Source organism: Shewanella algae, from assembly GCF_009183365.2.
In the GTDB taxonomy this organism is placed as follows: Bacteria; Pseudomonadota; Gammaproteobacteria; order Enterobacterales; family Shewanellaceae; genus Shewanella; species Shewanella algae.
Genome location: NZ_CP068230.1, coordinates 1,379,393 through 1,402,919 on the forward strand (window position 1 = coordinate 1,379,393; position 23,527 = coordinate 1,402,919).

25 protein-coding genes are annotated in these 23,527 nt (G+C 52.8%); 12 read left to right on the forward strand and 13 right to left on the reverse strand.

Annotated elements, in window-relative coordinates:
• Positions 1 to 1,557 precede the first annotated feature (1,557 nt).
• Positions 1,558 to 2,361 carry a YggN family protein gene (locus tag E1N14_RS06195; RefSeq protein ID WP_025009470.1) on the forward strand — a complete coding sequence of 268 codons (804 nt, stop codon included), beginning with the start codon at positions 1,558 to 1,560 and terminating at the stop codon, positions 2,359 to 2,361.
• A gap of 315 nt (positions 2,362 to 2,676) precedes the next feature.
• On the forward strand, positions 2,677 to 3,624 hold the full coding sequence (locus tag E1N14_RS06200; RefSeq protein ID WP_025009469.1) for a LysR family transcriptional regulator: 948 nt from the start codon (positions 2,677 to 2,679) through the stop codon (positions 3,622 to 3,624).
• 441 nt (positions 3,625 to 4,065) lie between these two features.
• Here the strand turns inward: E1N14_RS06200 and E1N14_RS06205 are convergent, their stop codons facing one another.
• The 8 genes from E1N14_RS06205 to E1N14_RS06240 form a co-directional block, all read right to left on the reverse strand.
• Positions 4,066 to 5,925: a DUF885 domain-containing protein gene (locus E1N14_RS06205; protein WP_025009468.1), complete on the reverse strand. Its 1,860-nt coding sequence runs from the start codon at positions 5,923 to 5,925 to the stop codon at positions 4,066 to 4,068.
• Between the two features lie 483 nt (positions 5,926 to 6,408).
• The gene (hemW, locus tag E1N14_RS06210; RefSeq protein ID WP_028779021.1) at positions 6,409 to 7,545 is read right to left on the reverse strand and encodes a radical SAM family heme chaperone HemW; all 1,137 of its coding nucleotides are present in this window, start codon (positions 7,543 to 7,545) and stop codon (positions 6,409 to 6,411) included.
• On the reverse strand, positions 7,545 to 8,147 hold the full coding sequence (rdgB, locus tag E1N14_RS06215) for an RdgB/HAM1 family non-canonical purine NTP pyrophosphatase (RefSeq protein WP_025009467.1): 603 nt from the start codon (positions 8,145 to 8,147) through the stop codon (positions 7,545 to 7,547). The genes hemW and rdgB overlap by 1 nt, the downstream gene beginning before the upstream one ends.
• 259 nt (positions 8,148 to 8,406) lie before the next feature.
• Positions 8,407 to 8,841 carry a DUF4426 domain-containing protein gene (locus tag E1N14_RS06220; RefSeq protein WP_025009466.1) on the reverse strand — a complete coding sequence of 145 codons (435 nt, stop codon included), beginning with the start codon at positions 8,839 to 8,841 and terminating at the stop codon, positions 8,407 to 8,409.
• Positions 8,842 to 8,903: 62 nt separating this feature from the next.
• Positions 8,904 to 9,191, reverse strand: coding sequence for a DUF167 family protein YggU (yggU, locus tag E1N14_RS06225; protein WP_037436422.1), 288 nt, complete (start codon positions 9,189 to 9,191; stop codon positions 8,904 to 8,906).
• Entirely contained in the window at positions 9,191 to 9,742 is a 552-nt protein-coding gene (locus E1N14_RS06230) for a YggT family protein (protein WP_025009464.1), read from the reverse strand. Before E1N14_RS06230 ends, yggU begins: the two co-directional genes overlap by 1 nt.
• Before the next feature lie 23 nt (positions 9,743 to 9,765).
• On the reverse strand, positions 9,766 to 10,584 hold the full coding sequence (gene proC / locus E1N14_RS06235; protein ID WP_062793319.1) for a pyrroline-5-carboxylate reductase: 819 nt from the start codon (positions 10,582 to 10,584) through the stop codon (positions 9,766 to 9,768).
• Positions 10,585 to 10,716: 132 nt separating this feature from the next.
• A complete protein-coding gene (locus tag E1N14_RS06240; RefSeq protein ID WP_025009462.1) occupies positions 10,717 to 11,412 on the reverse strand; it encodes a YggS family pyridoxal phosphate-dependent enzyme in 696 nt (231 codons plus the stop codon).
• A gap of 36 nt (positions 11,413 to 11,448) precedes the next feature.
• Here E1N14_RS06240 and E1N14_RS06245 point away from each other — a divergent pair, with 36 nt between their 5' ends.
• The 7 genes from E1N14_RS06245 to E1N14_RS06275 all read left to right on the forward strand — a co-directional run bounded on the left by E1N14_RS06245 (position 11,449) and on the right by E1N14_RS06275 (position 18,558).
• Positions 11,449 to 12,486: a type IV pilus twitching motility protein PilT gene (locus E1N14_RS06245; protein ID WP_025009461.1), complete on the forward strand. Its 1,038-nt coding sequence runs from the start codon at positions 11,449 to 11,451 to the stop codon at positions 12,484 to 12,486.
• A 9-nt stretch (positions 12,487 to 12,495) separates the two neighbouring features.
• On the forward strand, positions 12,496 to 13,608 hold the full coding sequence (locus tag E1N14_RS06250; protein ID WP_062793318.1) for a PilT/PilU family type 4a pilus ATPase: 1,113 nt from the start codon (positions 12,496 to 12,498) through the stop codon (positions 13,606 to 13,608).
• A gap of 124 nt (positions 13,609 to 13,732) precedes the next feature.
• Positions 13,733 to 14,842, forward strand: a complete 1,110-nt coding sequence (locus E1N14_RS06255; RefSeq protein WP_062793317.1) for a hypothetical protein — start codon at positions 13,733 to 13,735, stop codon at positions 14,840 to 14,842.
• 39 nt (positions 14,843 to 14,881) lie between these two features.
• On the forward strand, positions 14,882 to 15,463 hold the full coding sequence (locus E1N14_RS06260) for a glutathione peroxidase (RefSeq protein ID WP_081737044.1): 582 nt from the start codon (positions 14,882 to 14,884) through the stop codon (positions 15,461 to 15,463).
• Between the two features lie 34 nt (positions 15,464 to 15,497).
• On the forward strand, positions 15,498 to 16,511 hold the full coding sequence (gene hemH, locus E1N14_RS06265) for a ferrochelatase (RefSeq protein WP_025009459.1): 1,014 nt from the start codon (positions 15,498 to 15,500) through the stop codon (positions 16,509 to 16,511).
• Between the two features lie 171 nt (positions 16,512 to 16,682).
• Positions 16,683 to 17,387 carry a tryptophan 2,3-dioxygenase family protein gene (locus E1N14_RS06270; protein ID WP_037436417.1) on the forward strand — a complete coding sequence of 235 codons (705 nt, stop codon included), beginning with the start codon at positions 16,683 to 16,685 and terminating at the stop codon, positions 17,385 to 17,387.
• 40 nt (positions 17,388 to 17,427) lie between these two features.
• Positions 17,428 to 18,558 carry an aminotransferase class V-fold PLP-dependent enzyme gene (locus tag E1N14_RS06275; protein ID WP_062793316.1) on the forward strand — a complete coding sequence of 377 codons (1,131 nt, stop codon included), beginning with the start codon at positions 17,428 to 17,430 and terminating at the stop codon, positions 18,556 to 18,558.
• A 116-nt stretch (positions 18,559 to 18,674) separates the two neighbouring features.
• Here the strand turns inward: E1N14_RS06275 and ruvX are convergent, their stop codons facing one another.
• The 4 genes from ruvX to E1N14_RS06295 all read right to left on the reverse strand — a co-directional run bounded on the left by ruvX (position 18,675) and on the right by E1N14_RS06295 (position 20,521).
• On the reverse strand, positions 18,675 to 19,094 hold the full coding sequence (gene ruvX / locus E1N14_RS06280; protein WP_025009458.1) for a Holliday junction resolvase RuvX: 420 nt from the start codon (positions 19,092 to 19,094) through the stop codon (positions 18,675 to 18,677).
• 13 nt (positions 19,095 to 19,107) lie between these two features.
• Positions 19,108 to 19,668 carry a YqgE/AlgH family protein gene (locus E1N14_RS06285; protein WP_062793315.1) on the reverse strand — a complete coding sequence of 187 codons (561 nt, stop codon included), beginning with the start codon at positions 19,666 to 19,668 and terminating at the stop codon, positions 19,108 to 19,110.
• Between the two features lie 27 nt (positions 19,669 to 19,695).
• The gene (gene yciH, locus E1N14_RS06290) at positions 19,696 to 20,025 is read right to left on the reverse strand and encodes a stress response translation initiation inhibitor YciH (RefSeq protein WP_025009457.1); all 330 of its coding nucleotides are present in this window, start codon (positions 20,023 to 20,025) and stop codon (positions 19,696 to 19,698) included.
• A gap of 181 nt (positions 20,026 to 20,206) precedes the next feature.
• Positions 20,207 to 20,521 (reverse strand): hypothetical protein, encoded by a 315-nt coding sequence (locus tag E1N14_RS06295; protein ID WP_025009456.1) that lies wholly within the window; start codon positions 20,519 to 20,521, stop codon positions 20,207 to 20,209.
• Positions 20,522 to 20,699: 178 nt separating this feature from the next.
• On the opposite strand from E1N14_RS06295, the gene E1N14_RS06300 reads away from it, so the two are divergent.
• Entirely contained in the window at positions 20,700 to 21,257 is a 558-nt protein-coding gene (locus E1N14_RS06300) for a DUF4136 domain-containing protein (RefSeq protein ID WP_025009455.1), read from the forward strand.
• Positions 21,258 to 21,320: 63 nt separating this feature from the next.
• Here E1N14_RS06300 and E1N14_RS06305 read toward each other — a convergent pair whose 3' ends face one another.
• On the reverse strand, positions 21,321 to 22,205 hold the full coding sequence (locus E1N14_RS06305) for a LysR family transcriptional regulator (RefSeq protein WP_025009454.1): 885 nt from the start codon (positions 22,203 to 22,205) through the stop codon (positions 21,321 to 21,323).
• A gap of 85 nt (positions 22,206 to 22,290) precedes the next feature.
• Between E1N14_RS06305 and E1N14_RS06310 the strand changes: the two genes are divergently transcribed.
• Positions 22,291 to 22,716 (forward strand): PACE efflux transporter, encoded by a 426-nt coding sequence (locus E1N14_RS06310; protein ID WP_025009453.1) that lies wholly within the window; start codon positions 22,291 to 22,293, stop codon positions 22,714 to 22,716.
• 213 nt (positions 22,717 to 22,929) lie between these two features.
• On the forward strand, positions 22,930 to 23,505 hold the full coding sequence (locus tag E1N14_RS06315) for an OmpA family protein (RefSeq protein ID WP_025009452.1): 576 nt from the start codon (positions 22,930 to 22,932) through the stop codon (positions 23,503 to 23,505).
• Positions 23,506 to 23,527: the final 22 nt, after the last annotated feature.

Below are 23,527 nucleotides of genomic sequence, written 5' to 3' on the forward strand. Positions count from 1 at the left end.
CGAAGCGGCCGCAGGGCGTTGATGATAATCGCGTAGCGAGGCATGGATGCCGAAGCAGCGCCAGTCGAATCAGGGATGAGCGTCTGGCGCGATAGCGAATTGGCATCATAAGCACAAGGGGTTTTCCGCTGCGTCGCGGGTCGCAGGGGGGTTGGAAAGGGGGCGAGTCGATACAGCCCCCTTTCCTCGGGTGTGGGGTGAAGCTCCACGACTTTAGGCCGCTGGTACAGCGGCTATCATGGCTGCCAGCTAAAAGTTACTAATTAGTATTGGCAAGGCCTCCGGCGACGGATGTTTCTCATTGCCTGCCGCAGGCTTATGCACAGGCGATCCTATGACACGCTGTTAACCCATCCTTGGGCGCTCGACGAAAAAGTCCCTGTTTTCGACGGTCACAGTCCCGCCTGTACCTGGAATTAGGCGTATATCTGCAGCTGAATACGACACTTTGGGATGAGGAATTGCACCAAATTCCCCTCGGTGTCGCCGAAAGCCGTTGGCGCAAATAACGTGGCTGAGGCATGGATGCCGAAGCAGCGCCAGTCGAATCAGGGATGAGCGTCTGAAGCGGTAGTTATTTGCGCCATTAGGCCGAGGGGCTTTCGACACCGTGTGGGGCGGCAAGGGAGATCCAAGAGGGGATTGCTGTTGATCCCTTCTTGGTCGGGTGTGGGGCGAAGCTCCACGACTTTAGGCTGCTGGCACAGCGGCTATCATAGCTTTTAGCTAAAAGTTACTAATTAGTATTGGCAGGGCCTCCGGCGACGGATGTTTCTCATTGCCTGCCGCAGGCTTATGCACAGGCGATCCTGTGACTCGCTGCAAGTACGTCCCTGTAAGCTCTGCCTCGCCATCCCTGGCTCGGAAGGTCACAGTTCCGCCTGTGCCTGAAAATGAGGTGTATGTCTGCGGGCATATAGGTCGCTTCAAACAAGTTAGCTCTTACAGAATTGCACCGACTCCCCTTCGGAGCCGCCGCTGGCGTTGTTGCAAATTGGCGTAGCCGAGACAGGGATGTCGAGGCTCGAAGGTCGAGCAAGGCGAATGTTGCGAAGCGACAAGTTCATGAGCGCGAGCCAAGGAAGGCGAGCTGGCCCTTATGCATGGATGCGTTTGGCGAGTCCTGAGTGTAGCCAATTTGTTTCATAAGCCAGCGGGGATTTCGGCTACGTCGGGGGGTCCTTGGGGATGCAAGGGGCTTTGGACAAGCAAAGCCTCTTGCCCGGTGTGGTGTGGAACACCACGACTTTAGGCTGCTGGCACAGCGGCTATTATGGCTTTTAATCCCGAATGCAGTGAAGAAAAGGAACAGTCTTGGCCATCCAGAGTATTCCCTGTTAAACCTTTCTTTGGTTTCTTGTGTCTTATTCATCATAACGGCTACAAGTTGGTAAAATTTGCCACTCCTAGATGGTGGATTTTCATATTCTGCTGCCTTACTTGATATTAATTCTTTTAGTATCAGTTGATTATAACTTTGGCACAAAGTCTGCTTTATTCTGAGCCATAAGCGGTAACCAAGTTTACTCGGCAGATTAAAACGAGAGGGAAGACAGAATGAAACAAGCGATTGGTGGAATATCTTTGGTGTGTGCACTGTTTGCGGCGGCGCCTGCTATGGCGATCAACTTTGAGCCAAGAGATGAGCAATGCGAGATGTCACTCAACTACGACATCTCACTGGAACCCAAGAAGCTGAGTGTCAGTAATCAAGGGAAAGAACACTATCGAATTGAGCCGGGCCGCCTCTATGTGGAAGGTGAAGAAGTGGCCTTGAATGCCGAGCAGAGCAAGCTTGTCAACGATTACTCGGATGCCATGGCTCAGCAGTTACCCGAAGTCATCTCTTTGGTGGAAGATGCCGTCATCATGGCGAGCGAGGCCGTGAGCATGGCCCTGACACCACTCTTGGGTGATGCCGCCGGTGCCAAGTTGGATGAAACCATGGGTAGTCTGCAACAACGAGTCTATGAAGTGGCTCATCGCAATGGTGACCAGTACTTCCTCGGGGCCACTGAAGAGTCGCTGGAAAATGCCTTTGGTGATGAGTTTTCCAAAGAAATAGAGCAACTGGTACAGCAGTCGCTAGGCAGTTTGATGATGGCCATGGGCAGCGCCATGATGTCAGGTGAGGGCGAAACCTTTGATGAGAAGATCAATGCCTTCAGTCAGAAGATGGAAAAGATGGGCAAGGATATTGAAGTGCAAATGGAGTCCCGCGCCCAGGAGATGGAGCAGAGAGCCGATGCGCTTTGCGACAACTTCCAACGTTTGGTGGTGCTGGAAGACAAGTTACGCAAGCAGATCCCTGAGCTGGGCGAATTCCAGGTACTGTCCGGCAAGGTTGAACTGCAGCAATAAGATTTAAGCTGGTGATTCCCCCTGTATCTTCCCCTCCCTTGATACAGGGGTTTTTTATTGGTTGTCTGTCGATTATGTCATCACTGCGGCGGTTTTTTTGGCTCAAGGCTGTCCTTGGGTTAGAGTCAATAACAAAGAATTGGTATACTTCGCAAAAATAATCAAACTGACACCCAAGTCAGGACTCAGTGACTCTACCCAGTGCGCTTTCCAAAACCCGGCAGCCCACACCCCATTATGGGGTCTTGACGGTGAGGCCCGTCGCTTTTCCAGGAAAGCTTTTACCAGTGTTGTAAACGGCTTAAGGCGACTTTCATGTTAGAACTGTTAGAACCTATCGCTATTTTCACTCATGTCGCCCGTGCCGGCAGCTTCAGTGCCGCGGCGCGCAGGCTTGGAATATCCAAATCCAAGGTCAGTACCCAGGTTGCCGATCTTGAACATAAACTCGGGATCCAGTTGATCCAGCGAACGACCCGTAGCTTAAGCCTCACCGAAGCCGGTAATCTGCTGTATGTGCAGGGGGAAGAACTGCTCAGGGATGCGGATCAGGCGGTGGCCAGTGTGCACAACCTCAATGATGCCACCCGAGGCGTGCTCAAGGTAGGGATCTCCCAGTCGTTCGGCACCATGCATATTATTCCGGCACTGCCCGAGTTTATGACCCGTCACCCGGATCTCGAGCTGCAGGTGAGCCTGTTGGACCATAAGGTTGATGTGGTCAGTGAAGGCCTGGATCTGCTGCTGACCATGTCAGAGCAACTGCCTCTGGGTATGGTGGCCCGCCCGCTGATGAAGTGTCAGTTCCTGCTGGTGGCATCCCCCGGGTATGTTGCGGCCCACGGTATGCCGGCCCGGCCGGAGCAGCTGGTGGAGCACAACTGTTTGGTTTACCACGGTGAATGGCATGAGCACAGCGTCTGGCAATTCAAGAAGGGCGATGACTACTGTGAGATAGGGGTTTCGGGTAATTTCAGAGTCGACAATGCGCCGGCGCTCAAGTCTGCCGCTGTCAGTGGGCTTGGGGTGGTTTATCTCGCCAGTTATCTGCTGGAAGATGAAATAGAAAAAGGCACTCTGGTTCCTCTACTTCCCGATTGGCAACTGACCCATCATCTGCCGCTGCAGGCGGTTTATCCAAGACGTAAACACTTGGCTCCCAAGGTGAGTGCCTTTATCGAGTTCATTAAGGATCACATAGGTACACCACCCTATTGGGACAAAAAATACGCAGATCTGTTTGCCCTGCGTCAGGAAAAATAAAGAAATATCGTTCTTATAATAGAACAATGAAAAACACTCAAGTTCCGCTTGGGTGTTTTTTGTTTTTATATCATGTAGATATTGAGGTTTTGTTGGTTTTTTTATCGCTTTATTGTTTAGTGAATCCTAAAGGTTTTTAATAATCTTGTTGCAGTCTGTTCTGAAATAAATACAATGGTTGCAGTTGATTCGGGTGGAACCAACATATGGGTGTGCCGTGGGACTGACCCCTCCTGCTGTAGACTGCTTGGTTCAACACAGAGTGTTAAGCCCTTATCAATGCCGACCCAGGTTTTCGAACTAAAACAATGTCGGCCTTAAAACCATCATCCTGATTTTGGTTTACCCCGGCCCAGGTGGCCGGGGTATTTTTATGCCTGTTTTCAGAACGGAATCAAGCGTATAAAAAAGCCGCTCACGGGAGCGGCAGTTGATTCAGTTTCAAGCCTGGCTTTGCGCGGCCACCCAGTCTTTTACTTCCTGCTCAAGTACATCCAGCGGCAAGGGGCCGTTTTGCAATACCAGGGTGTGGAAGGCGCGAATGTCGAAACGCTCACCCAGCGCCTCCTTGGCGTAGGCTCTAAGCGCAAGTATCTTGTTCATCCCCACCTTGTAAGCGGTTGCCTGCGAGGGCATAACTATGTGCCGCTCAACCATTTTTACTGCGTCAGATTCGGCATTGGGAGTGTTGTCCATGTAATAGGCTATGGCTTGCTCTCGAGTCCATTTCTTGGCATGGATCCCGGTATCCACCACCAAACGGCAGGAGCGCCATAGCTCCATCGCCAATCTGCCAAAGTCTGAGTAGGGATCGCTGTAAAGCCCCATCTCCTTGGGGAAGTACTCACTGTAAAGTCCCCAGCCCTCGATATAAGCCGTGTAAGAGCCGAAGCGACGGAAGCTGGGAAGTCCTTCCAGTTCCTGGGCTATGGCTATCTGCATGTGATGCCCGGGGATCCCTTCATGGTAGGCCAGTGCCTCCATCTGGTATTTGGGCATAGCCATTATGTCATAGAGGTTGGCATAGTAAGTTCCCGGACGACTGCCATCGGCCGAGGGCTGGTTGTAGAAAGCCTTGCCAGCAGACTTCTCCCTGAAGGCTTCCACTTGCTTGACTATCAAAGGCGCTTTGGGCTTTACCTTGAATACTTCATCCAGGCGCGAGTTCATGTTATCGATAAGGGCGGTGGCCTCTCTCAGATAGGCCCGGCGGCCAGCGTCATTGTCCGGGAAGTAGAAACCTTCATCCTGGCGCATAAACTCGAAGAAGGCTTTGAGATCGCCCTTGAAGCCAACTTTGTCCATGATGGCGCGCATTTCGCCGTGGATCCTGGCGACCTCGTCCAGTCCTAATTGATGAATGGTATCGGCGCTCATCTCTGTGGTGGTGGTATTGGCCAGGGCATTGTTATAGAAGGCGCTGCCGCTCGGGAATTTCCAGACTCCATCTCTACTGTCGGCCCGTTTTTCCAGGGTTTCGAGATAGGCAATCAGCTTTTGGTAAGCTGGCCTCAATTGTTCTTTGAGGGCGATGGTGGCTTGATCCAGCAGTTTGTCTCGGGTGTCTTCATCCAGCTTGAGTTTTGCCAACTTGCCCTTGAAGTCGGCCCAGATGGCGCTGTCCGGCTCACTATCAAACGGCGCGCCATGAATAATATTGCGACTGTCTGAAAGTACGTGGGGGAATACGAACTTGGGGGCGATTATGCCTTCCTCGGCGCGAACCTTGAGGGCGGTGATCAGTTGCTCGAACAGCTCAGGAACCCCGGCTAAACGGCTGATATAGGCGCGGGCATCGGCTTCGTCGGCTATCGAGTGTTGGTTTATCAACAATGAAGGCACCAGCGAGTGAATGCCGTACATCTGGTTGACCGGGTAGTTGTAGTGGCGGAACTTATCATCGCGGATCTGACGTTGCAGCTTGGCGGTCAACAGCTCCAGGCTCAACTTGCTCTGTGAGTCCAACTTTGTCGGATCCAGTAGTGACAGACGCTCAAGCTGCTGCTTGGCGCGAGCAAGCGCGGCATCATCGGCCGCATCTCCCAGTGAGTCCCATTTGCCGTAATCTGTCTTGATACCTAGAAAGGTCTGCCGCACCGGGCTGGCGGCGACATCTTCGTTGAAGATGGCTTCAAACAGGGCGTTGGCTTTGGCGGATTCGGCCTTGATGACCTCAGGAGCCAGGTTTGATGCTTGGTTACTCTGCCCGGAGACGGAGGCTTGGGCGAGAAGGGGATAACTGCTGCTTAAAACGGCGCCAAGGGCCAGCGTCAACAGACTTTTTCTTATGGTTATAGGCATGGACAACTTCCTTTTTGCTTGGCAATGGCAGGCCGGATGACGATGGCCCGAGTCAGGAAAGACGCACAGAAACCGCGACTGCTATGGCTCATTTGTGTCTAAAGAAGTTAATCCTAATGAAATACGGTAACGTAAGGAAGGTGTGTACAAGCCCCATGTGTGCTCTGCGTTGGCTTACAGGCTTGGATGCAAGGCGTGATTCGCAGCGAATGGCAAGCCCTTTGCAAGAGTCACAACACAGCAGACAGGTCTGTAAGACACGCCCTTTGGGGCTTCCACAGCAACAGGCTTTCGGCGTTATCCGACTTTGGCAGGCCCCGGCATGCCTTCAGTCAGATGCCTTGAACGCCAATTGCTGTGGAAGCCAGAGTGCCACGAGGGCTTATATACACCTTCCTTTGGCGTAAATGTTAGAAAATATTTCCTCTTGCTGCTTTTGCTTTTGCTTTGGCAGCAGCAAGAGGAGGCTAATAAGAGATGGAGTTAACAAAACTGCGACAGCAGATCGTTGACGAACATATGCCCCTTGTTGGTGAGCTTCCAGTAACCGGGAGTGATCTCCACCAGCCCGCGCTCGGCGGCCTGCTGCATGCCTTTATCCAGGGTGTTGGCCGCAACGCCGGTGCGCGCTTCAAATTCGCTCCAGGGGATGGGGCTCATCAGTCGCAGCCTGTTCATCAGGTACTCCAGCGCCCTGTCTTCTGGCAGTACATAGCTCTCCTCAAACAGATAATCCTCTGTGGCCAAGTATCCCTTTGGATGTTTTATCTTTACCGTGCGTACTATGCGGTCCTGCTCCGGTAGCGTCAGCTTACCGTGGGCGCCGCACCCAATCCCCAGATAATCACCGAACTCCCAATAGTTGAGGTTATGGCGGCACTGAAAACCGGGTTTGGCGTAGGCGGATATTTCATACTGCTGGTAGCCAAGGGCCGCAAGTCTTTGCTGGCCCTGTTCATAGATGTGCCAAAGCGCTTCATCGTCCGGCAGTTGCGGCGGGCGTGAATGAAACAGGGTATTGGGCTCTATGGTGAGCTGATACCAGGACAGGTGCGGAGGATTGAGCGCCGCCGCCGTGTCGATATCGGCCATGGCCTCTTCAAAGCTCTGGTTCGGCAGACCGTGCATCAGATCCAGGTTAAAGCTCTGGTATCCGGCTGCAGCAACGCCTTTGGCGGCGTTGACTGCTTCATCCTTGCCGTGAATTCGCCCCAGCAGGTTGAGCTTGTCTTTGGCAAAGCTCTGCACACCGATGGAGAGGCGAGTGACACCTGCGGCGCGGTAAGCGCTGAAGTCATCATGTTCCAGGGTGCCTGGGTTGGCCTCCATGGTGATCTCTATGTCATCGGCAAAGGGAATGCGCCGGTTCACGCAATGCAGCAGCCTGCCTATCTGGGCAGCATCGAACAGGGAGGGGGTGCCACCACCGATAAAGATGCTGTGCAGTTGCCGGCCTTGAACATAGTGCAGGTCGGCGTCGAGATCGCCAAGCAGGGCATCGACATACTCCTGCTGTGGCAGCTCACCCTGTTTTCCGTGAGAGTTGAAATCACAGTAAGGGCATTTCTGCACACACCAGGGAATATGAATATAGAGACTCAGCGGTGGCAGCGTCAGCATCAGCCGAGGATCCCCTGTTGTTTGAAGGCTTCAAGCAGCAATTTCAGCGCCTTGCCTCTGTGGCTGAGATGGTTCTTTTCATCACTGCTGAGCTCGGCGGCAGTTTGCTGGTAACCACAGGGAATGAATACGGGATCATAACCATGGCCATTGTCGCCCTTGGGTTCAAAACCTATTTCCCCTTCCCAGGCGGCCTGGCAGATGATGGGAGTCGGATCCTTGGCATGACGCATATACACAAGTACGCACTGGAAACGGGCAGTACGGGGGGCTGGCGTTGCCTCTATGGCGCCAAGCAGCTTGTTGTAGTTGCCTTCGGCCGTGGCGTTGGCGCCACTGTAACGGGCGGAGTAGATGCCGGGAGCGCCGTCCAGAGCATCAACTTCGAGGCCTGAGTCATCGGCAATAGCGGGCAGGCCGGTGATTTCGGCGGCATGGCGCGCCTTGATAATGGCATTTTCAACAAAAGTGGTGCCGGTTTCCGCCACTTCAGGCACATCGAATTGGTTTTGTGGCAACACCTCAATATTGAAGGCGTTGAACATCTCGGCGAATTCTTTGAGTTTTCCCTTGTTGCCACTGGCAAGCACTATCTGTTTCATCTTGGATTTTCCTTATTTCGCAATGCCGACAATAGTACCATTTTGCAAAAGAGTTTACTCACTCAGCAACAATGAAAAGGTGCGAAAACAAGTAGAGCCGTGGAAGGTTTATCGGTAGCAATCGACATTGGTCTAGGCCAATCTGGTGTGAGCCTGAATGGCCGAAGTCGCTTCTTTAAGCCCGCGGTCAATAGCCACTCGGGGCGGCCATAAAAAAACGCCGCTTATTCGGCGGCGCTCTATTGACGGAATGTACAGCTCAATCGACGTAGAATTTCTGTTTGAAGGCCAGAGTGGTGTTGAGCTCGTTACCGTGTTTTATCAGGATTTGAAAGTTGATCTCCTGATCGTCGCGATAGGGCACCTCGGCAATATAGTAGATGGCATCACCCTCGCGAATTTCGCGGAATTTCAACTGTATTCTGGCATCGATAAGATTGTTGGCCAGGCCGGATATCTCGACCGGTACTGCCGGATTGCCCTCTTCGCTGGTATCCAGTACGGCGATATTGATGATACCCGTGTAACGGCTGCGTTCTATGCCATAGTTCTTGGCGATGGATGGCGTCAAAAAGGTGCTGCCCAGCGCCATATAGTGGATATCGAACTGGCCGACGGTCTGCTTCTGTTCGGCCTGGGCGACACCGGCCAGAGAGCCGAGACACAAAAGCAGGGTCAAAAATTTGCGCAACATAATGCTTTACCTGAGGTTAAGTGTGTTGAATTGATTATAGTCCCTTGTCTGCTGCCATGGCATCAGAGCAAGGCCTCGATTTCTGCGGGCAGTATCTTGGGCGACTCAATACGCACCTGCTTGTGGCGGCCCAGCTCTCCCTTGACTATGGCTATCTGCCCCTTGGGCACCTTGAAGGCTTTGGACAGATACTTGGTCAGGTGGGCGTTGGCCTTGCCGTCCACAGGTGGCGCGGTAATGGCCACCTTGAACTCTTCACCATGCAGGCCAACCAGTTGATCCCGGCTGGCCTTGGGCTGGATATAGAGATTGAGCAGCAGATCCTGCTGCTCCCAGCTAACAGCTTTCATCAGGCGATGGCCCAGAAAGGAATCGTCTTGGCCAACAGTATGTTGACGAAATTCATCAATACCATCAGCACCAGCAGCGACAAGTCCAGCCCGCCCATGGGGGGCAGAAAGCGGCGAATGGGCGCCAGCAATGGCTCGGTCAACTGCATCATCACATATTCAATCGGATTGCGCCCCTGGCTAACCCAACTGAGGATGGCGCGGATGATCAGGATCCAGAACAGCAATACCCCAGCCTTTTTAAACAAGGACACCAGGGCAAACATCAAGGTGGCAACCAGGTTGAACTCCTGGCCCGCCATCAGGGTCAGCAAGAGTATTTTGACCACCACCACCAGCAGTGCCAGCACCACAGAGGCGGTATCCAGACTGCCTATGGAGGGCAGTATCCGCCGCATGGGCGCCACAATAGGATGGGTGGCCTTGACGATAAACTGGCTGAAGGGGTTATAAAAATCTGCCCGCACCAACTGCAGCCAGATCCTTAGTATGACTACCATAAAATAGAGGTCGAATACGACTGTAATCAGGTAAATCAATGCGTCATTCATGAAAAGTTTCGCCCTTGGGTCGTTTAGAATTCTTTGGCCATGGCTTCAGCCCTGGCAATACAGTTGTTCATTGCTTGCTTGATCAGTCCCTTGAGATCACTTCGCTGGAAGGTTTCCACCGCCTCATGGGTGGTACCGCCCTTGGAGGTGACATTCTGCCGCAGTTGGCCGGCGCTCAGCTGAGGATTTTGAATCACCATCTGTGAGGCCCCCAGAGCCGCCTGCTGCACCAGTAACCTGGCCTTGGATTCATCCAGCCCCAGCTCTTTGGCCGCATCCATCATGCCTTCCATAAACAGGAAAAAATAGGCCGGAGAGCTGCCTGCCAAGGCGATCACCAAATTGAGATCCGCTTCTTTGTCTACCCACAGGGTCTCGCCGCCACTGGCCATAATCTGCTGACAAAGATCTTTATCCGCCTGCTCAACCCCACTTGCGGCATAAAGGCCTGTCATGCCATAGCCAAGTTGGGTTGGGGTGTTGGGCATGGTGCGGATAAGCTTAATCTGCTGGCCGAAATAGTCATTGTATCTGGCGGCCGGGATCCCTGCCGCTATGGTAATAAACAGCTTGTCGGCCAGCGGCAGTGTTGCCAGTTGCTCACACACCTGCTGCATCAGTTGCGGTTTGACCGACAGCATTATGATATCGGCCCAGTCACAGGCGGCTTGGTTGTCTGTGGTGGTGAGGATGCCGAAATCGCGCTTGAGGGCATCGAGTTTACCTGTGCTTGGGTTACTGGCCTGGATCAATTCAGCCGGATAACCGCTGCCCACCAGCCCGCTGATGATACTGCGGCTCATATTGCCGGCGCCGATAAAACAGATTTTCTTTTGAGCCATGCTGTCCCCTGTCACTTGTGATTGGAGTGTATCCCGCATCGGGTTTGACCGTGCGGGAGATATTAGTATTTGGGCCAATACTATCAAAAACAAGGTCTCAGCGGCCAATCTCAGATCTTATTGGCTGGTTTATCAGCCGTAGTTCCGCTCGCCGAAAATAGCGCTGCCGACTCTGACCATGGTAGAGCCTTTGGCGATGGCGAGCTCAAGATCCTGACTCATACCCATGGACAGGGTATCCACCTGTGGAAACTTGAGCTTCAGTTCGGCAAATAGTTGCTGCATGTGCGACAGCTCCGCCTCAAGCCTTGGGCCTTCACCGGCACTGGGAATTGTCATCAGTCCCCTGAGTCTGAGGTTGGGCAATGAGTCCACCAGGCTTGCCAGTTCAAACATTTCGCTCTGTGTTGCTATTCCTGCTTTGGAACTCTCACCCGAAACATTGATTTGGATACAGATTTCCAGTGGTGGCATGCCTTCTGGGCGCTGCTCCGACAGGCGGCGGGCGATCTTTTCCCGCTCCAGGGTGTGCATCCAATGGAAGTGCTCGGCGACAATTCTTGATTTATTGGATTGCAGCGGGCCGATAAAGTGCCATTCTATATCGGGGCAACGCTGCGTCAATTCCATGGCTTTCTGTTGCCCCTCCTGGACATAGTTTTCGCCAAAGCAACGTTGCCCGGCGGCATAAGCTTGTTCAATGTCGGCGATCGGCTTGGTCTTGCTGACAGCCAGCAGCTTGATCTCGCTTGCATTTCGGGACGAAATTTGCGCCGCTTGAGCTATCCTGCGCTGGGCTAGCGCCAGTCTGTCTGCTATTGTTGTCATGATGTAAACTTTTTGGTTGAACGGATATCCCAAACTATGGAAATCACTGAATTATTGGCCTTTAGTGTAAAGCATAACGCTTCGGATCTGCACCTGTCGGCCGGTGTGCCTCCCATGATACGCGTCGACGGCGAGGTCAGAAAGATTAATGTCCCTGCGCTTGATCACCAAGGGGTTCACAGACTTGTCTACGACATAATGAATGACAAGCAGCGTAAGGATTATGAAGAGTTTCTGGAAATCGACTTTTCCTTTGAAGTTCCCAATCTGGCGCGTTTTCGTGTCAATGCCTTCAATCAGTCCCGCGGCGCCGCCGCGGTTTTTCGTACAATTCCCAGCGACATTTTGACTTTGGAACAACTGGGCGCGCCGGAAATCTTCAAGAAAATCGCTTCATATCCTCGCGGCCTGGTGTTGGTAACCGGCCCCACAGGTTCGGGTAAGAGTACTACCCTGGCGGCGATGATAGATTACGTCAATGAGAACCGCCACGATCATATTCTCACCATTGAAGACCCTATTGAATTCGTGCACCAAAACAAGCAATGCCTTATCAACCAGCGGGAAGTGCACCGCCATACCCACAGCTTTAACGCCGCCCTCAGAAGCGCCCTGCGTGAAGATCCGGATGTCATCCTGGTCGGTGAGATGCGGGATTTGGAAACCATACGCCTGGCGATGACCGCGGCAGAAACCGGCCACCTGGTGTTCGGTACCTTGCACACCACCTCGGCGGCCAAGACCATTGACCGTGTGGTTGACGTATTTCCCGCAGGCGAGAAAGACATGGTGCGTACCATGTTGTCTGAGTCGTTGCAGGCGGTTATCTCCCAGACTCTGATCAAGAAAGTTGGCGGCGGCCGGGTGGCGGCCCATGAGATCATGATGGGAACCCCGGCTATCCGAAACCTTATCCGTGAGGACAAGGTGGCACAGATGTATTCTGCTATTCAAACCGGTATGGCCCATGGCATGCAAACCTTGGAGCAGAGCCTGCAGAACCTGGTGAATCGCGGCTTGATCAGTCGGGAAGATGCCATGGCCAAGAGCTCCAACAAACAAGCGAATTTCTAAGGAGTCCCCATGGACGTCAGACCTTTTCTCAAGGCTATGGTGGAGCGCAAGGCCTCGGATCTCTTTATTACCGCTGCCTTTCCTCCCAGTGCCAAGGTGGACGGTGAACTCAGGCCCTTGGCGGAAAACGCCTTTACCCCGGCGCAGTCGCTGGAGTTTGTTGAGTCTTTGATGACGCCGGAGCAGAAAAAGGAGTTTCACGAGACCCGCGAATGTAACTTTGCCGTGGGCGCCAAAGAGCTGGGGCGTTTCCGGGTCAGTGCCTTCTGGCAACGGGAGTCGGCGGGCTGCGTGATGCGGCGTATCGAAACCAAGATCCCTACTGTGGAGCAGCTGTACCTGCCGCCCATTCTCAAAGACTTGGTAATGAGCAAGCGCGGATTGGTGATCATGGTCGGGGGAACCGGTACGGGTAAGTCCACCTCGCTGGCGGCACTTATCGGTTACCGTAATGCTAATGCTAGGGGACACATACTCACCATCGAAGATCCGGTGGAATTTGTTCACCAACACGGCAAGAGCATTATCACCCAGCGGGAAGTGGGTATAGATACCGAGTCGTTTGATGCGGCGCTCAAGAGCTCATTGCGCCAGGCGCCGGACGTTATCCTTATCGGTGAGATCCGTACCCAGGAAACCATGGAGTTTGCCCTGTCGTTCGCCGAAACCGGCCACTTGTGTATGGCAACCCTGCACGCCAACAACGCCAACCAGGCGCTGGATCGCATCATGCACCTGGTGCCAGAGAGTAAGCACCAACAACTGCTATTTGACCTGTCGCTTAACTTGCGCGGTATTGTGGCCCAGCAGTTGGTGCCCAAGGTGGACGGCAGCGGCCGGCGCGCCGCCATCGAAGTGCTGATCAACACCCCCAGGGTGGCCAGTCTTATTCAAAAGAACGAACTGCACGTGCTCAAGGATACCATGGCCAAGTCCAACGAGCAGGGGATGCAAACCTTCGACCAGGCGTTGTTCAAGCTCTACTGTGAAGGGGAGATCAGCTACGCCGATGCACTGCATCATGCCGACTCGCCAAACGACCTGCGACTCATGATTAAACTCCACAGCAATGACACCGGCAACTCAGGTTTCATGGAGGGAGTTACCCTGGATATGGATTAGTGGGAAAGCACTGCAAAAGGCGTCGGAATGACGCCTTTTTTGTTTGTATTGAGTGGATTGTTCGAAAAAGAGCTATCTTTTTGTTATTGTGTTGCGCCTGTTTTGTGAAAAGGATGGAAGGGGAATGCAATTGCAGCAAACCACTTTATTTTCAGCTTTGGGTCTGGCTCTGGCCGGTTGTTTCACTCTGCCGGCCGCGGCCGTGCCGGTTTCCGACGAGCTGGATATCGGCGGGGCGGTACGAGTCAACTATGGCTGGAAAGACTATGATGACGATGCCAAGTTGGAGTTCGAGCTGTTTCGCGCCGATGTCAAATACGATAACGGAGAACTGTTCGCGTCGGCTCAGTACCGCTGGTATCAGGATCAGGATGTGATCCAGCATGCCTTCTTTGGCTATCGCTTTTCAGAAAACTCGGACATTCGCCTCGGGGTCACCCAGGTGCCTTTCGGTTTGCTGCCCTATGCGGCTCATTCCTTCTGGTTCGGCGCGACTTATTATCTCGGCTTTGAAGACGACTATGATGCTGGTATTCACTGGCAGTACAACAAGGACGGCTGGCGCTACGATCTCGCCTGGTTTGCCAATGATGAATATGGCGACGGTAGCCGCTTCAAGCGCTATTCCTTCGATGTCGCCACCACAGAAAACGCCCCCTATGAAGAGGCAGGGCAGTTTAACGCCAGAGTCGAGCGCAGCCTGAAGTATGGCGAGTTTGCCCATAAACTGGGCGCTTCTGTGCAATATAGCCGTTTGGACTACAAGCCAATGGCCGGCGCCGTTGCCGGTGAAGACACAGATGGCTTGGCGGTAGCAGCCCATTGGCAAATGGATTGGCACGCCTGGCAGACTCAGGTGCAGTATCTGCATTATGACTATGACATGCCAGGCGAGCGTTTGGCACTGTCGGCCTTTGCCTACCCGTTTGAGATAGCGGCCGAGGCCGATGTGCTCACATTTAACCTTTCGCGCACCATAGATGTTGATTGGGGCCCTATCACTCAGCTCAACTGTTATAACGACTACAGCCAGGTATTTGCCTCGGGTACCGGGTTGGATGATTCGGTGCAGAATGTCACAGGATGCGCCATCAGCGCCGGTAAGTTTTACTCCTACGTGGACTGGATCGCCGGTAAAAACATGTGGTTTGTCAACGGCCCCGGCATAGGTATTGCCGAAGGCGACAGCAGCTGGCATTCAAGGCTGAATATCAATGTTGGCTTCTACTTTTAACGGCTGAAGCTGGTAAGAATAAAAACAAATGGAGGTGTTATGGTGAAGGTGTTCAAGCCCTTGGCAAGATTGAATTTAACCGGGCCTGCATTGAAGAGGCTGGCTTTTACAGCATTGGCTTTAGCGCCCACGGCGGCTGTTGCCGGTCAGTGCCCCGATTACCTCAATATCAAGTTGAGAAAGCTCCATTCCCAGGAGTCTGTCGACCTATGTGAACTCACCCAAGGTAAACCTGTGCTTCTGGTCAATACCGCCAGCAATTGTGGTTTTACGCCTCAATTCAAAGCGCTTGAAGCCCTGCATAAGGACTACCGCGAGCGCGGGCTGGTGGTGATAGGTTTCCCATCCGATGACTTCTTCCAGGAAGAAAACGAAGAGAAAGATACCGCCAAGGTGTGCTACATCAACTATGGCGTGACCTTTACCATGGTGGCTACCTCTGCGGTTCGTGGCAGTGATGTGAACCCGGTATTTGCCTATCTGGGGCAGCAGGCCGGCGCGCCCAAGTGGAACTTCTACAAGTACCTGGTCAGTGGCGACGGTAAACAGGTGCAGAGCTTTAACTCCAGAGTCAAACCCGATAGTGATGAATTGATCAAAGCGATTGAATCTGTGCTTTAATATCTGACTTATTCGTTTTCTATCTGAGGTGATTTTGGCTAAGTTTATCGGTCTTGATAAAGACAAGGGCCACGCCGGGCGTGGTAAAACCGGGATATTGCTGTTGAATCTGGGGACGCCGGACGCACCGACACCCGCGGCGGTGCGGCGTTATCTGGCCGAATTTCTCTCCGATCCCAGGGTGGTGGAGATCCCCAAGGCGCTGTGGAAGCTTATTCTCCATGGCATTATTCTCAGGGTCAGGCCGGCCAAATCGGCGGCCCTTTACCGTGAGGTGTGGACTGATAAGGGCTCGCCACTGATGGATATCAGTGAGCGCCAGACCCAGGCCTTGGCAGAAAAACTCAAGGCCGAAGGCGTTGAAGCCGAAGTTGCCTTGGCGATGCGTTACGGCAACCCGGCGGTGGGCGATGTGCTCAAACGCCTGCACAATCAAGGGGTCGATAAACTGGTTGTGCTGCCGCTCTATCCTCAATATGCCGGCCCTACCACGGGCTCTGCATTTGATGCCATAGCCAAAGAGTTGACTCAATGGCGTTACCTGCCGTCGCTGCACTTTATCCATACCTACCACGATAATCCGCTGTTTATCGAGGCGCTGGCCGAGTCCATCGAAGTAGACTTTGCCCAACACGGCAAACCGCAGAAATTGGTGCTGTCGTACCATGGTATGCCGGAGCGGAATCTCAAGCTGGGCGACCCTTACTACTGCTTCTGTATCAAGACCTCAAGATTGTTGGTCGAGCGTCTTGGGCTGGCAGAGGATGATGTGATCAGTAGCTTCCAGTCCCGTTTCGGCAAGGCCAAATGGCTGGGCCCTTACACGGATGAAACCATGATGGCTCTGCCAAAGCAGGGGATCACAGATGTAGCCGTTGCCTGTCCTGCATTCAGCGCCGACTGCCTGGAAACTCTGGAGGAGATTGCCGGGCAGAACCGTGAGTTTTTCGAACAGGCCGGTGGTAAGTCATTCCGCTATATAGCGGCGCTCAACGACAGACCGCGCCATATAGAGATGATGGCGGAGTTGGTTCGTCCCTATCTGTAAGCGCTCGTCCCCCTATCCAGGGCTGCAGTCCGGCAGCCCTGCCAACAATATTTGACACTGCCGCTGTTTGCGGATCGCTTCGCTGCCCTTGTTGCCTGCCACGCTATGCCTTAGCTTGGCAAGTTGAATGTTAATTTATGGTTAACAATACAAGAATAAGGATAAGGCATCATGGATCGCGAGCAGATATATGCCAGCATGGCCGGAGAGGGTCGACTGGATTATGAAAAGTACCTCAATACTCCCAAATTGCTCAGCTGCCAGAAGCCCTATGAGCAACTGTGTAACGCCGATGAGTTGCAGTTTCAAATAGTGCATCAGTCGGAGGAGTTGTGGATGAAGCTCATCTGTTACACCCTGCTGGAGATTGATGAGCGTATGGCCGCAGGGGAGACCTTCAAGGTGTTGACCCTGTTTTCCAGGGTACATAAGGCGATGGGGTTTCTTATCGAGCAACTGAGTATTCTCGACACTATGTCTATCAAGGATTATCAGGCCATTCGGCTGCAACTGGGCAACGGCAGCGGTCAGGAATCACCGGGATTCAAAACCCTGTTGCAGCTTTATAAGCCGCTGTGGCTCACCTTTGAGCGAGTCTACCTTGAGCAAAAGGGGCTGACGGTCGAGCAGATATACAACAGTGAATACCGTCACGATGAAAGCTATATGGTGGCCGAGGCCATGATAGAGTACGACCAGCTGTTTCAGCACTTCCGTTACCATCACATCAAACTCATCCACAGAAGCATAGGCATAGACAGCATGTCACTGAAGGGGCGCAGCACTGAAATCCTCAACTCAGGTATGAAGATGCAGTTTTTCCCTAAACTATGGCAAATTCGCGGTCAGATGACAGATATCTGGGGCGGTGTTTAAGGTGTCAAACGCGACTCGATTGCCGACTGAGGAGCCTGGAATGTCGTTGAAATCGCGTTTTCATCTGCCCGAAGGGCACTATTTTTTGTCCCACTCTGTGGGCGCCATGCCAAAGGGATGCGAAGTTGCGGTCAGCGAGTTTCTCGGCGCCTGGAAACATCAAGGCGGTGACGCCTGGCCTGTGTGGCTCGAGGGGGTTGAGCTGTTTTTGCAGCAACTTGCGGCTTTGACCCGAGTTCCCGCCAGTGGCTTTTGCCCGCAGCTGAATCTCTCTTCGGCTTTATCCAAGCTGGTCGGCGCCCTGCCGAATGCCAAGCCCGGTCAGCGGATCTTGGCCACCGAACTGGATTTCCCCTCCATGGGGTTTGTACTGCAACAGGCCGAGAAGAAGGGCTACCGCCTGCAGCTGCTTGAGCCGCAAGCCGGGCTGGTGTCTTTGAGTCAGTGGCAACAGGCCTTGGGAGAGGATGTGGCGCTGGCCTTTATCACCCATGCCATTTCTGAAACCGGTCAGTTACAGTCTGTGAGTGAAATTTGCGCTCTGGCCCGAAGCTTAGGAGTAATGACTGTGGTGGACATTGCCCAGTCTCTCGGAGTTATACCGATAGATTTGGGGCAGTGGCAGGCTGATGCTGTCTTGGGTTCCTGCGTTAAATGGTGTTGCGCTGGCCCGGGGGCGGCCTTTTTATGGCTCAGCGATAGGTTGGCCCAGACGCTGGAGCCTGTGGATCTGGGATGGTTCTCCCATGAGGCGCCGTTTGAGTTCGATATCCATGACTTCCGCTATGCCAAGGGAGCAAAAAGGTTTTGGGGGGGCACGCCTTCCGTATTGCCTTACATGCTGGCAGCGGCGTCACTGCAGCAGCTGCGCGCTTTCGGCGATAGTCAAATTTATCAACACAATCAGCGCCTGGGGCAGGGGATCCTGGATTGTGCCCTGAGTCATGAACTCAAGGTGGTGACGCCCAATATCAGCGGCGAGCGCAGTGGCACTGTGGTAGTCGATTTCGCCGATAGGCAGGCGGCGCAGCAAGTGTTCAACAGATTGGGGATCAAGACAGACTTGCGCCCAAGATTTGGCTTTCGCTTTTCGCCGCATATCTATACCGATGGTGAGGATATGGAGGTTTTGCTGCAGGGGCTCAGACAGTTGGCCGGCAAAAGGCCCTGATAGCTTGGGGGCAGGATCTGGGGCCGTTCCAGATGAGACTCATTCCTGAGGAAGCCGAAATAAGATTGGACCAGCTGCGGCTTGAACTCCCCGGGGGTCTTTAAGCCGCAGAGGTTTCAGTACTGGTTCTCGAAATAGCTTTCGATGATCAGCACAGCAGAGACGGCATCGATCTGGCCCTTGGTCAGCGCCTTGAAGCCACCGAGTTCAAATAATCTGGCCTTGGCATCGGCCGTGGTCAGGCGTTCATCCTGGGTGGCCACCTTGACACCGAAACGCCCGGCAATACGGTTGGCAAACTTACGGGCTCTTTGGGTCATCTCCTGCTCTGTGCCATCCATATTGAGTGGCAGTCCCACCACCACGAGATCCGGTTGCCATTCTTCGATTAAAGCCGCTATCTGCTGCCAATCGGGAATACCATCCACTGCCTTGATGGATGTCAGTGGGCTGGCACTGCCGGTCAACTGCTGACCTATGGCTATGCCTATGCTCTTGGTGCCGAAATCGAAGCCCAGTACGGTTTTTGCAGTCATTTTGCCTCTGTAATCAAGCGTGTCCCATCTGGCTGGACATTTGCCAGATATCGAATCCCAGTGATTGGGTGGCCTTGAGCCAACGATGCTCATGGGGAGTATTGAACAGTATCTCGGGTGTGGCGGGAATGGTCAGCCAGCTGTTTTCCGCCAGTTCCTGCTCCAGCTGGTGGCGGCTCCAACCCGCGTATCCCAGCGCCACCAGAAAATGCTCCGGCGCCTTTGAGGTGCCAAGAGAGGTGAGAATATCCCGTGAGCTGGTCAACATTATCTCGTCATTGATGGCAGTGCTGTTGGCCCAATAGGGTTGACTGCTGTGCAGTACAAAGCCCCGCTCCGGGTTCACCGGACCGCCTACCAGTACGCTGTTGTCTATTGAAGGCTTGAGAGATACCTCTTCTGCCAGCTCCATCTGCAGCAGTAACTCATCAACCTCAATGCCTATGGGACGATTGACCATGAGTCCCATGGCGCCCTTGCTGTCGTGCTCGCACACATAGATGAGCGAACGCTCGAAGAAAGTATCATCGAGCGAAGGCATGGCGATAAGAAAATGATTTTGCAAACTGTCCATCATACTGCTCCTGGTACTTGTTGCCTGTCAGCCGCCGGCCAGCTTCACCTTGTAGCCCAGCTTCTCCAACAGGCCCTGGAGTTGCTCACGATTGTCGGTCTGGATCTCGATGTCGAACGCTTTTACTGTGCCGCCGCAACCGCACTGCTTCTTGAGTTTTTGCGCCAGATCTTTCAGCGCCTTGGCGTCCAGTCCCAGCCCCTTGATTACTGAAACACCTTTGCCTTTGCGGCCCTTGCTGTCCTTGTGGATCCGGACGATACCATCGGATGTCGGGATGGTGGCTTGTTCCTTGGGCTGGCTAATACGGCCTTTGTCGGTACTGTATACCAAACTGACATTGGGATCTGTTTTCATTGTTGATGCTGATCTATGGCTTATGGGCGCAGTCTAGCAGATTTAGCCTAAGCGCCCAATGGCTTGCTCCAAGCCGCTGAAATCAAAAAAAAGCCACCATTGAGGTGGCTGGTAAAAAACTGAAATTGTGCAGGGAACAATATCAGCCACCGGCTTGGACGCCGGCAATCACAAGAAGATGTCAGGAAAGCAGTATTCCGCCAAGCACTGCCACCACAGATAAAAAGGCGCAGGGCAGCATCAGTATTCTTAGCTTGGGCACCAGTAGTGTCAGTGTCGTCAGGACGAAGCCGAAAGCGGCCAGATCAAAAGGTGAAATCTGTTGCTCGACCAATCTGGCACCGAGCCAACCGAGAATGAGCAGCGGCAGGATAAGCAAACGCCTGGCTTGATTGATGCTGCCTATTCCGGCCAGTTCCTGCGCCTGTTGCAGCAGAGAATTTCGAGTCAGCAAAACGCCACTGGCAATAATAAAGAATGCGAGATACCAAAGCATGAGTCATTCACTATCTAATCTACATGATAATCATTATCATTTGGTACTATACTGAAGTCAAGCTGAATCGGTAAACTAAATTTTGTTAAATTCGGTTGTAGAGCAGAAGATTGAAATGTAAGCTGATTTCATGGGTTTTTATGGCCGTTTCCTGGCCTGGGTAAACGAGGAAATTTCGATGAAGTATCTGATAACAGCCGCAATGGCACTGATGCTAAGTGCTTGTAGTACACTGAATACTGGCTGGGATTATGACCCGGGTGTGAACTTTAGCCAGTACAAGAGTTATGCCTGGGTGGAAAAGCAATCCGAAGACACCAGCTATCATCTGGATGGTTTGATGGATCAGCGAGTACGTGATGCCTTGGATCGGCAGTTGGCACAAAAGGGCCTGCAGATTGCTACCAAGGAAAACGCCGATATCCTGGTTAACTATCTGACCAAGGTAGACAAGAAAATCAATGTCGACACTTTCAACACCAACTATGGTTACAACCCATATTGGGGGCCGGGTTGGGGCTGGGGCGGCAATATGCAGACCCAAACCACAGTACGCGAATATGAAGTCGGTACCTTGATTGTGGATCTGGTCGACGCCAAGTCCGGCAAGCTCATCTGGCGTGGCTCAGTGGCTGACACCATTCGTGATAGCGATACTCCGCAAAAGCGAATTGCCAAGGTTAACGAGGCGGTAGCCAGTGTAATGAGCAACTTCCCGCCCAAGGTGGAAAAATAACCTCTGATCCACACGGGCACAATGTGGGAATTCAACATTGGAATAAAGCGGCATAAAGCCGCTTTATTGTTTTTTAAGCAGTTCACGCAGTAGTTGCCGCATTCTGACATTGACTCTGGACACCTGACTGGCCGATGACTGGAGTACATCCACATTGGCTTGCCAGCCACCTACTTCAAAATCCAGCTTTACGGCCTGTAGTTCCCCCTTACTCATTGCTTCCTGAGCCAAAGGCCTTGGCAGCAGTGCCCAACCAAACCCTTGTTTGGCCAGCTCCAACAGGACGTAATAGTTGTCGGCAAACCAAACATCCGGCGAGTGCACCTGATCGAACCAGAAATTACTCGAGTATTTGCTGCCTATGACCAGTTGTCTGTGCAGTTTGAGAATATCCGTATGCATGGCACGTATCTCGGCCAAGGGGTGTTTGGGGCTGACCAGTAACTCAAAAGTCACAGTGCCTATGGTTTCAAAGTCCAGGGTTTCGGGGTAAACCGGTTCACTGAACAGCAGGCCCACAGTGGCTTTGCCTTCCTTGACCAGAGCAATCACATCTTTGCTCGAGGCGCACAGCAAACTCAGGCAAATTTGCGGAAACTCTAGTTCCAATTGTCTGAGCAGATCGCCGAGGCGGTTGTAGGGGATCCCTTCATCAACCGCCAGAATCACTTCCATTGATGTGTCACTGCCTAAACCGGATACCTGTTGAGCCAATCTGCGGTGCTGAGCCAACACGGCTTTGGCGTAGGGCAACAGGTGATGCCCAGCCGCGGTCAGTTGGGGATAACGACCGCTGCGGTCAAAGAGTTGCAGCCCGGTATCCAGCTCCAGATTCATTATCTGCTGGCTAATACCGGATTGCACTTTACCCAGTTGTCTGGCGGCGGCTGAAAAGGAGCCCGTCTCGACACTGGCGACAAAAGCTTCCAATTGTTCTGTGGTTAACATATCACTATTGGTGATGGTATCTAACTTTTAGGTATCTTGATGATAGATGATAATCCGCGGCCTGTTAATCAGAATGGAAATAAGCATGACTACTCAAGAACGTATTTTTCAGGCACTGCTATTCGAAGCCATAGCCCTTATTCTATTAATCCCGGTTGCCTCCTGGGCCACAGGCAGCGCAGTGGGCACCATGGCAGGCGTGAGTGTTTTCTTAAGTTTGTGTGCCATTGTGTGGAACTACTTGTACAACCTGGGGTTTGACCGGCTTTATGGCAATAACCGTGATGCCCGTGGTATTGGGCTCAGGTTATTGCATACCCTGGGGTTTGAAGGCGGACTCATTCTGGTGACGGTTCCCGCTATTGCTTGGGCGCTGGAAACCAGCTTGCTCAACGCTTTCTTTATCGAGGCCGGTATTCTGGTGTTCTTCTTTTGCTACAACCCCTTGTTTAACTGGTTCTATGACAGTTTGCGGCTCAAGTATGTCGGCCCATATCAGCAAGGTGTTTAATAAAAAGACAACTATCTGTAGGAGGTTTCTGCTGTCGTAGTGACTCTTTACCGCAGATACTGGTTTATCTTGGCTAAAATTACAGACGATTATACAATGCGTTAGCAAGTGACCTGTGACTTGGCGCACTAAAGCCAAGTGAACCGGCGGCGGATTGTGTTCTGCCTGGAACTCATCTATACAGATGAAGGATTGATAGTTAGGGAGGCCTGAGTGAACCGTTATTTGGGCTTGGCGGGGTTTGTTCCTCTGCTGTTGCTGAGCAGCGCTGTACTTGCCTGGGAAGATTCTGACAGTGATGGTGTCCCTGACGCTAAAGATGCCTGTCCCGATACCCCGGCACAGGTAGCTGTGAGCGCCAATGGTTGTGTCTTGGACAAGGCCGTCTCCATGACGGATATCTGTTTACCGACAACGTCAGGTGGTGTCTATCCCCCAAAATGCGGTACAGCCAATCCAGTAAGGCTGTATTTTGACTTGGGTTCGGCGCAGATCCCCCTGGCTCAGTGGCCGCAACTTGCCAGAATGAAAGCTTTTCTTCATCAATATAAGGTAAACTTGTGCATTGAAGGACATGCCGACATCAGCGGTTCAGATGCCATAAATCAACCTTTGTCTGAAGCCAGGGCCGAAAGTGCCCAAATGGTACTGATTGAAGATTATGGTTTTCCGGGGGCGCAATTCAGTACCCGCGGATATGGCAGTAAGCAGCCTGCCGCCGATAATACCAGTGTCTCGGGTCGCAGCCTTAACCGTAGGGTTGAGTTTGTGGTCGATTTAAAAAAGTAAGTTAAATAAGGTTTTTAAGGGA

Bases quoted from the DNA above. Each gene is read 5' to 3' on its own strand.
- E1N14_RS06195 (WP_025009470.1), top strand. From the start codon at position 1,558: ATGAAACAAGCGATTGGTGGAATATCTTTGGTGTGTGCACTGTTTGCG.
- E1N14_RS06200 (WP_025009469.1), top strand. From the start codon at position 2,677: ATGTTAGAACTGTTAGAACCTATCGCTATTTTCACTCATGTCGCCCGT.
- E1N14_RS06205 (WP_025009468.1), bottom strand. From the start codon at position 5,925: ATGCCTATAACCATAAGAAAAAGTCTGTTGACGCTGGCCCTTGGCGCC.
- hemW (WP_028779021.1), bottom strand. From the start codon at position 7,545: ATGCTGACGCTGCCACCGCTGAGTCTCTATATTCATATTCCCTGGTGT.
- rdgB (WP_025009467.1), bottom strand. From the start codon at position 8,147: ATGAAACAGATAGTGCTTGCCAGTGGCAACAAGGGAAAACTCAAAGAA.
- E1N14_RS06220 (WP_025009466.1), bottom strand. From the start codon at position 8,841: ATGTTGCGCAAATTTTTGACCCTGCTTTTGTGTCTCGGCTCTCTGGCC.
- yggU (WP_037436422.1), bottom strand. From the start codon at position 9,191: ATGAAAGCTGTTAGCTGGGAGCAGCAGGATCTGCTGCTCAATCTCTAT.
- E1N14_RS06230 (WP_025009464.1), bottom strand. From the start codon at position 9,742: ATGAATGACGCATTGATTTACCTGATTACAGTCGTATTCGACCTCTAT.
- proC (WP_062793319.1), bottom strand. From the start codon at position 10,584: ATGGCTCAAAAGAAAATCTGTTTTATCGGCGCCGGCAATATGAGCCGC.
- E1N14_RS06240 (WP_025009462.1), bottom strand. From the start codon at position 11,412: ATGACAACAATAGCAGACAGACTGGCGCTAGCCCAGCGCAGGATAGCT.
- E1N14_RS06245 (WP_025009461.1), top strand. From the start codon at position 11,449: ATGGAAATCACTGAATTATTGGCCTTTAGTGTAAAGCATAACGCTTCG.
- E1N14_RS06250 (WP_062793318.1), top strand. From the start codon at position 12,496: ATGGACGTCAGACCTTTTCTCAAGGCTATGGTGGAGCGCAAGGCCTCG.
- E1N14_RS06255 (WP_062793317.1), top strand. From the start codon at position 13,733: ATGCAATTGCAGCAAACCACTTTATTTTCAGCTTTGGGTCTGGCTCTG.
- E1N14_RS06260 (WP_081737044.1), top strand. From the start codon at position 14,882: ATGGTGAAGGTGTTCAAGCCCTTGGCAAGATTGAATTTAACCGGGCCT.
- E1N14_RS06270 (WP_037436417.1), top strand. From the start codon at position 16,683: ATGGATCGCGAGCAGATATATGCCAGCATGGCCGGAGAGGGTCGACTG.
- E1N14_RS06275 (WP_062793316.1), top strand. From the start codon at position 17,428: ATGTCGTTGAAATCGCGTTTTCATCTGCCCGAAGGGCACTATTTTTTG.
- ruvX (WP_025009458.1), bottom strand. From the start codon at position 19,094: ATGACTGCAAAAACCGTACTGGGCTTCGATTTCGGCACCAAGAGCATA.
- E1N14_RS06285 (WP_062793315.1), bottom strand. From the start codon at position 19,668: ATGGACAGTTTGCAAAATCATTTTCTTATCGCCATGCCTTCGCTCGAT.
- yciH (WP_025009457.1), bottom strand. From the start codon at position 20,025: ATGAAAACAGATCCCAATGTCAGTTTGGTATACAGTACCGACAAAGGC.
- E1N14_RS06295 (WP_025009456.1), bottom strand. From the start codon at position 20,521: ATGCTTTGGTATCTCGCATTCTTTATTATTGCCAGTGGCGTTTTGCTG.
- E1N14_RS06300 (WP_025009455.1), top strand. From the start codon at position 20,700: ATGAAGTATCTGATAACAGCCGCAATGGCACTGATGCTAAGTGCTTGT.
- E1N14_RS06305 (WP_025009454.1), bottom strand. From the start codon at position 22,205: ATGTTAACCACAGAACAATTGGAAGCTTTTGTCGCCAGTGTCGAGACG.
- E1N14_RS06310 (WP_025009453.1), top strand. From the start codon at position 22,291: ATGACTACTCAAGAACGTATTTTTCAGGCACTGCTATTCGAAGCCATA.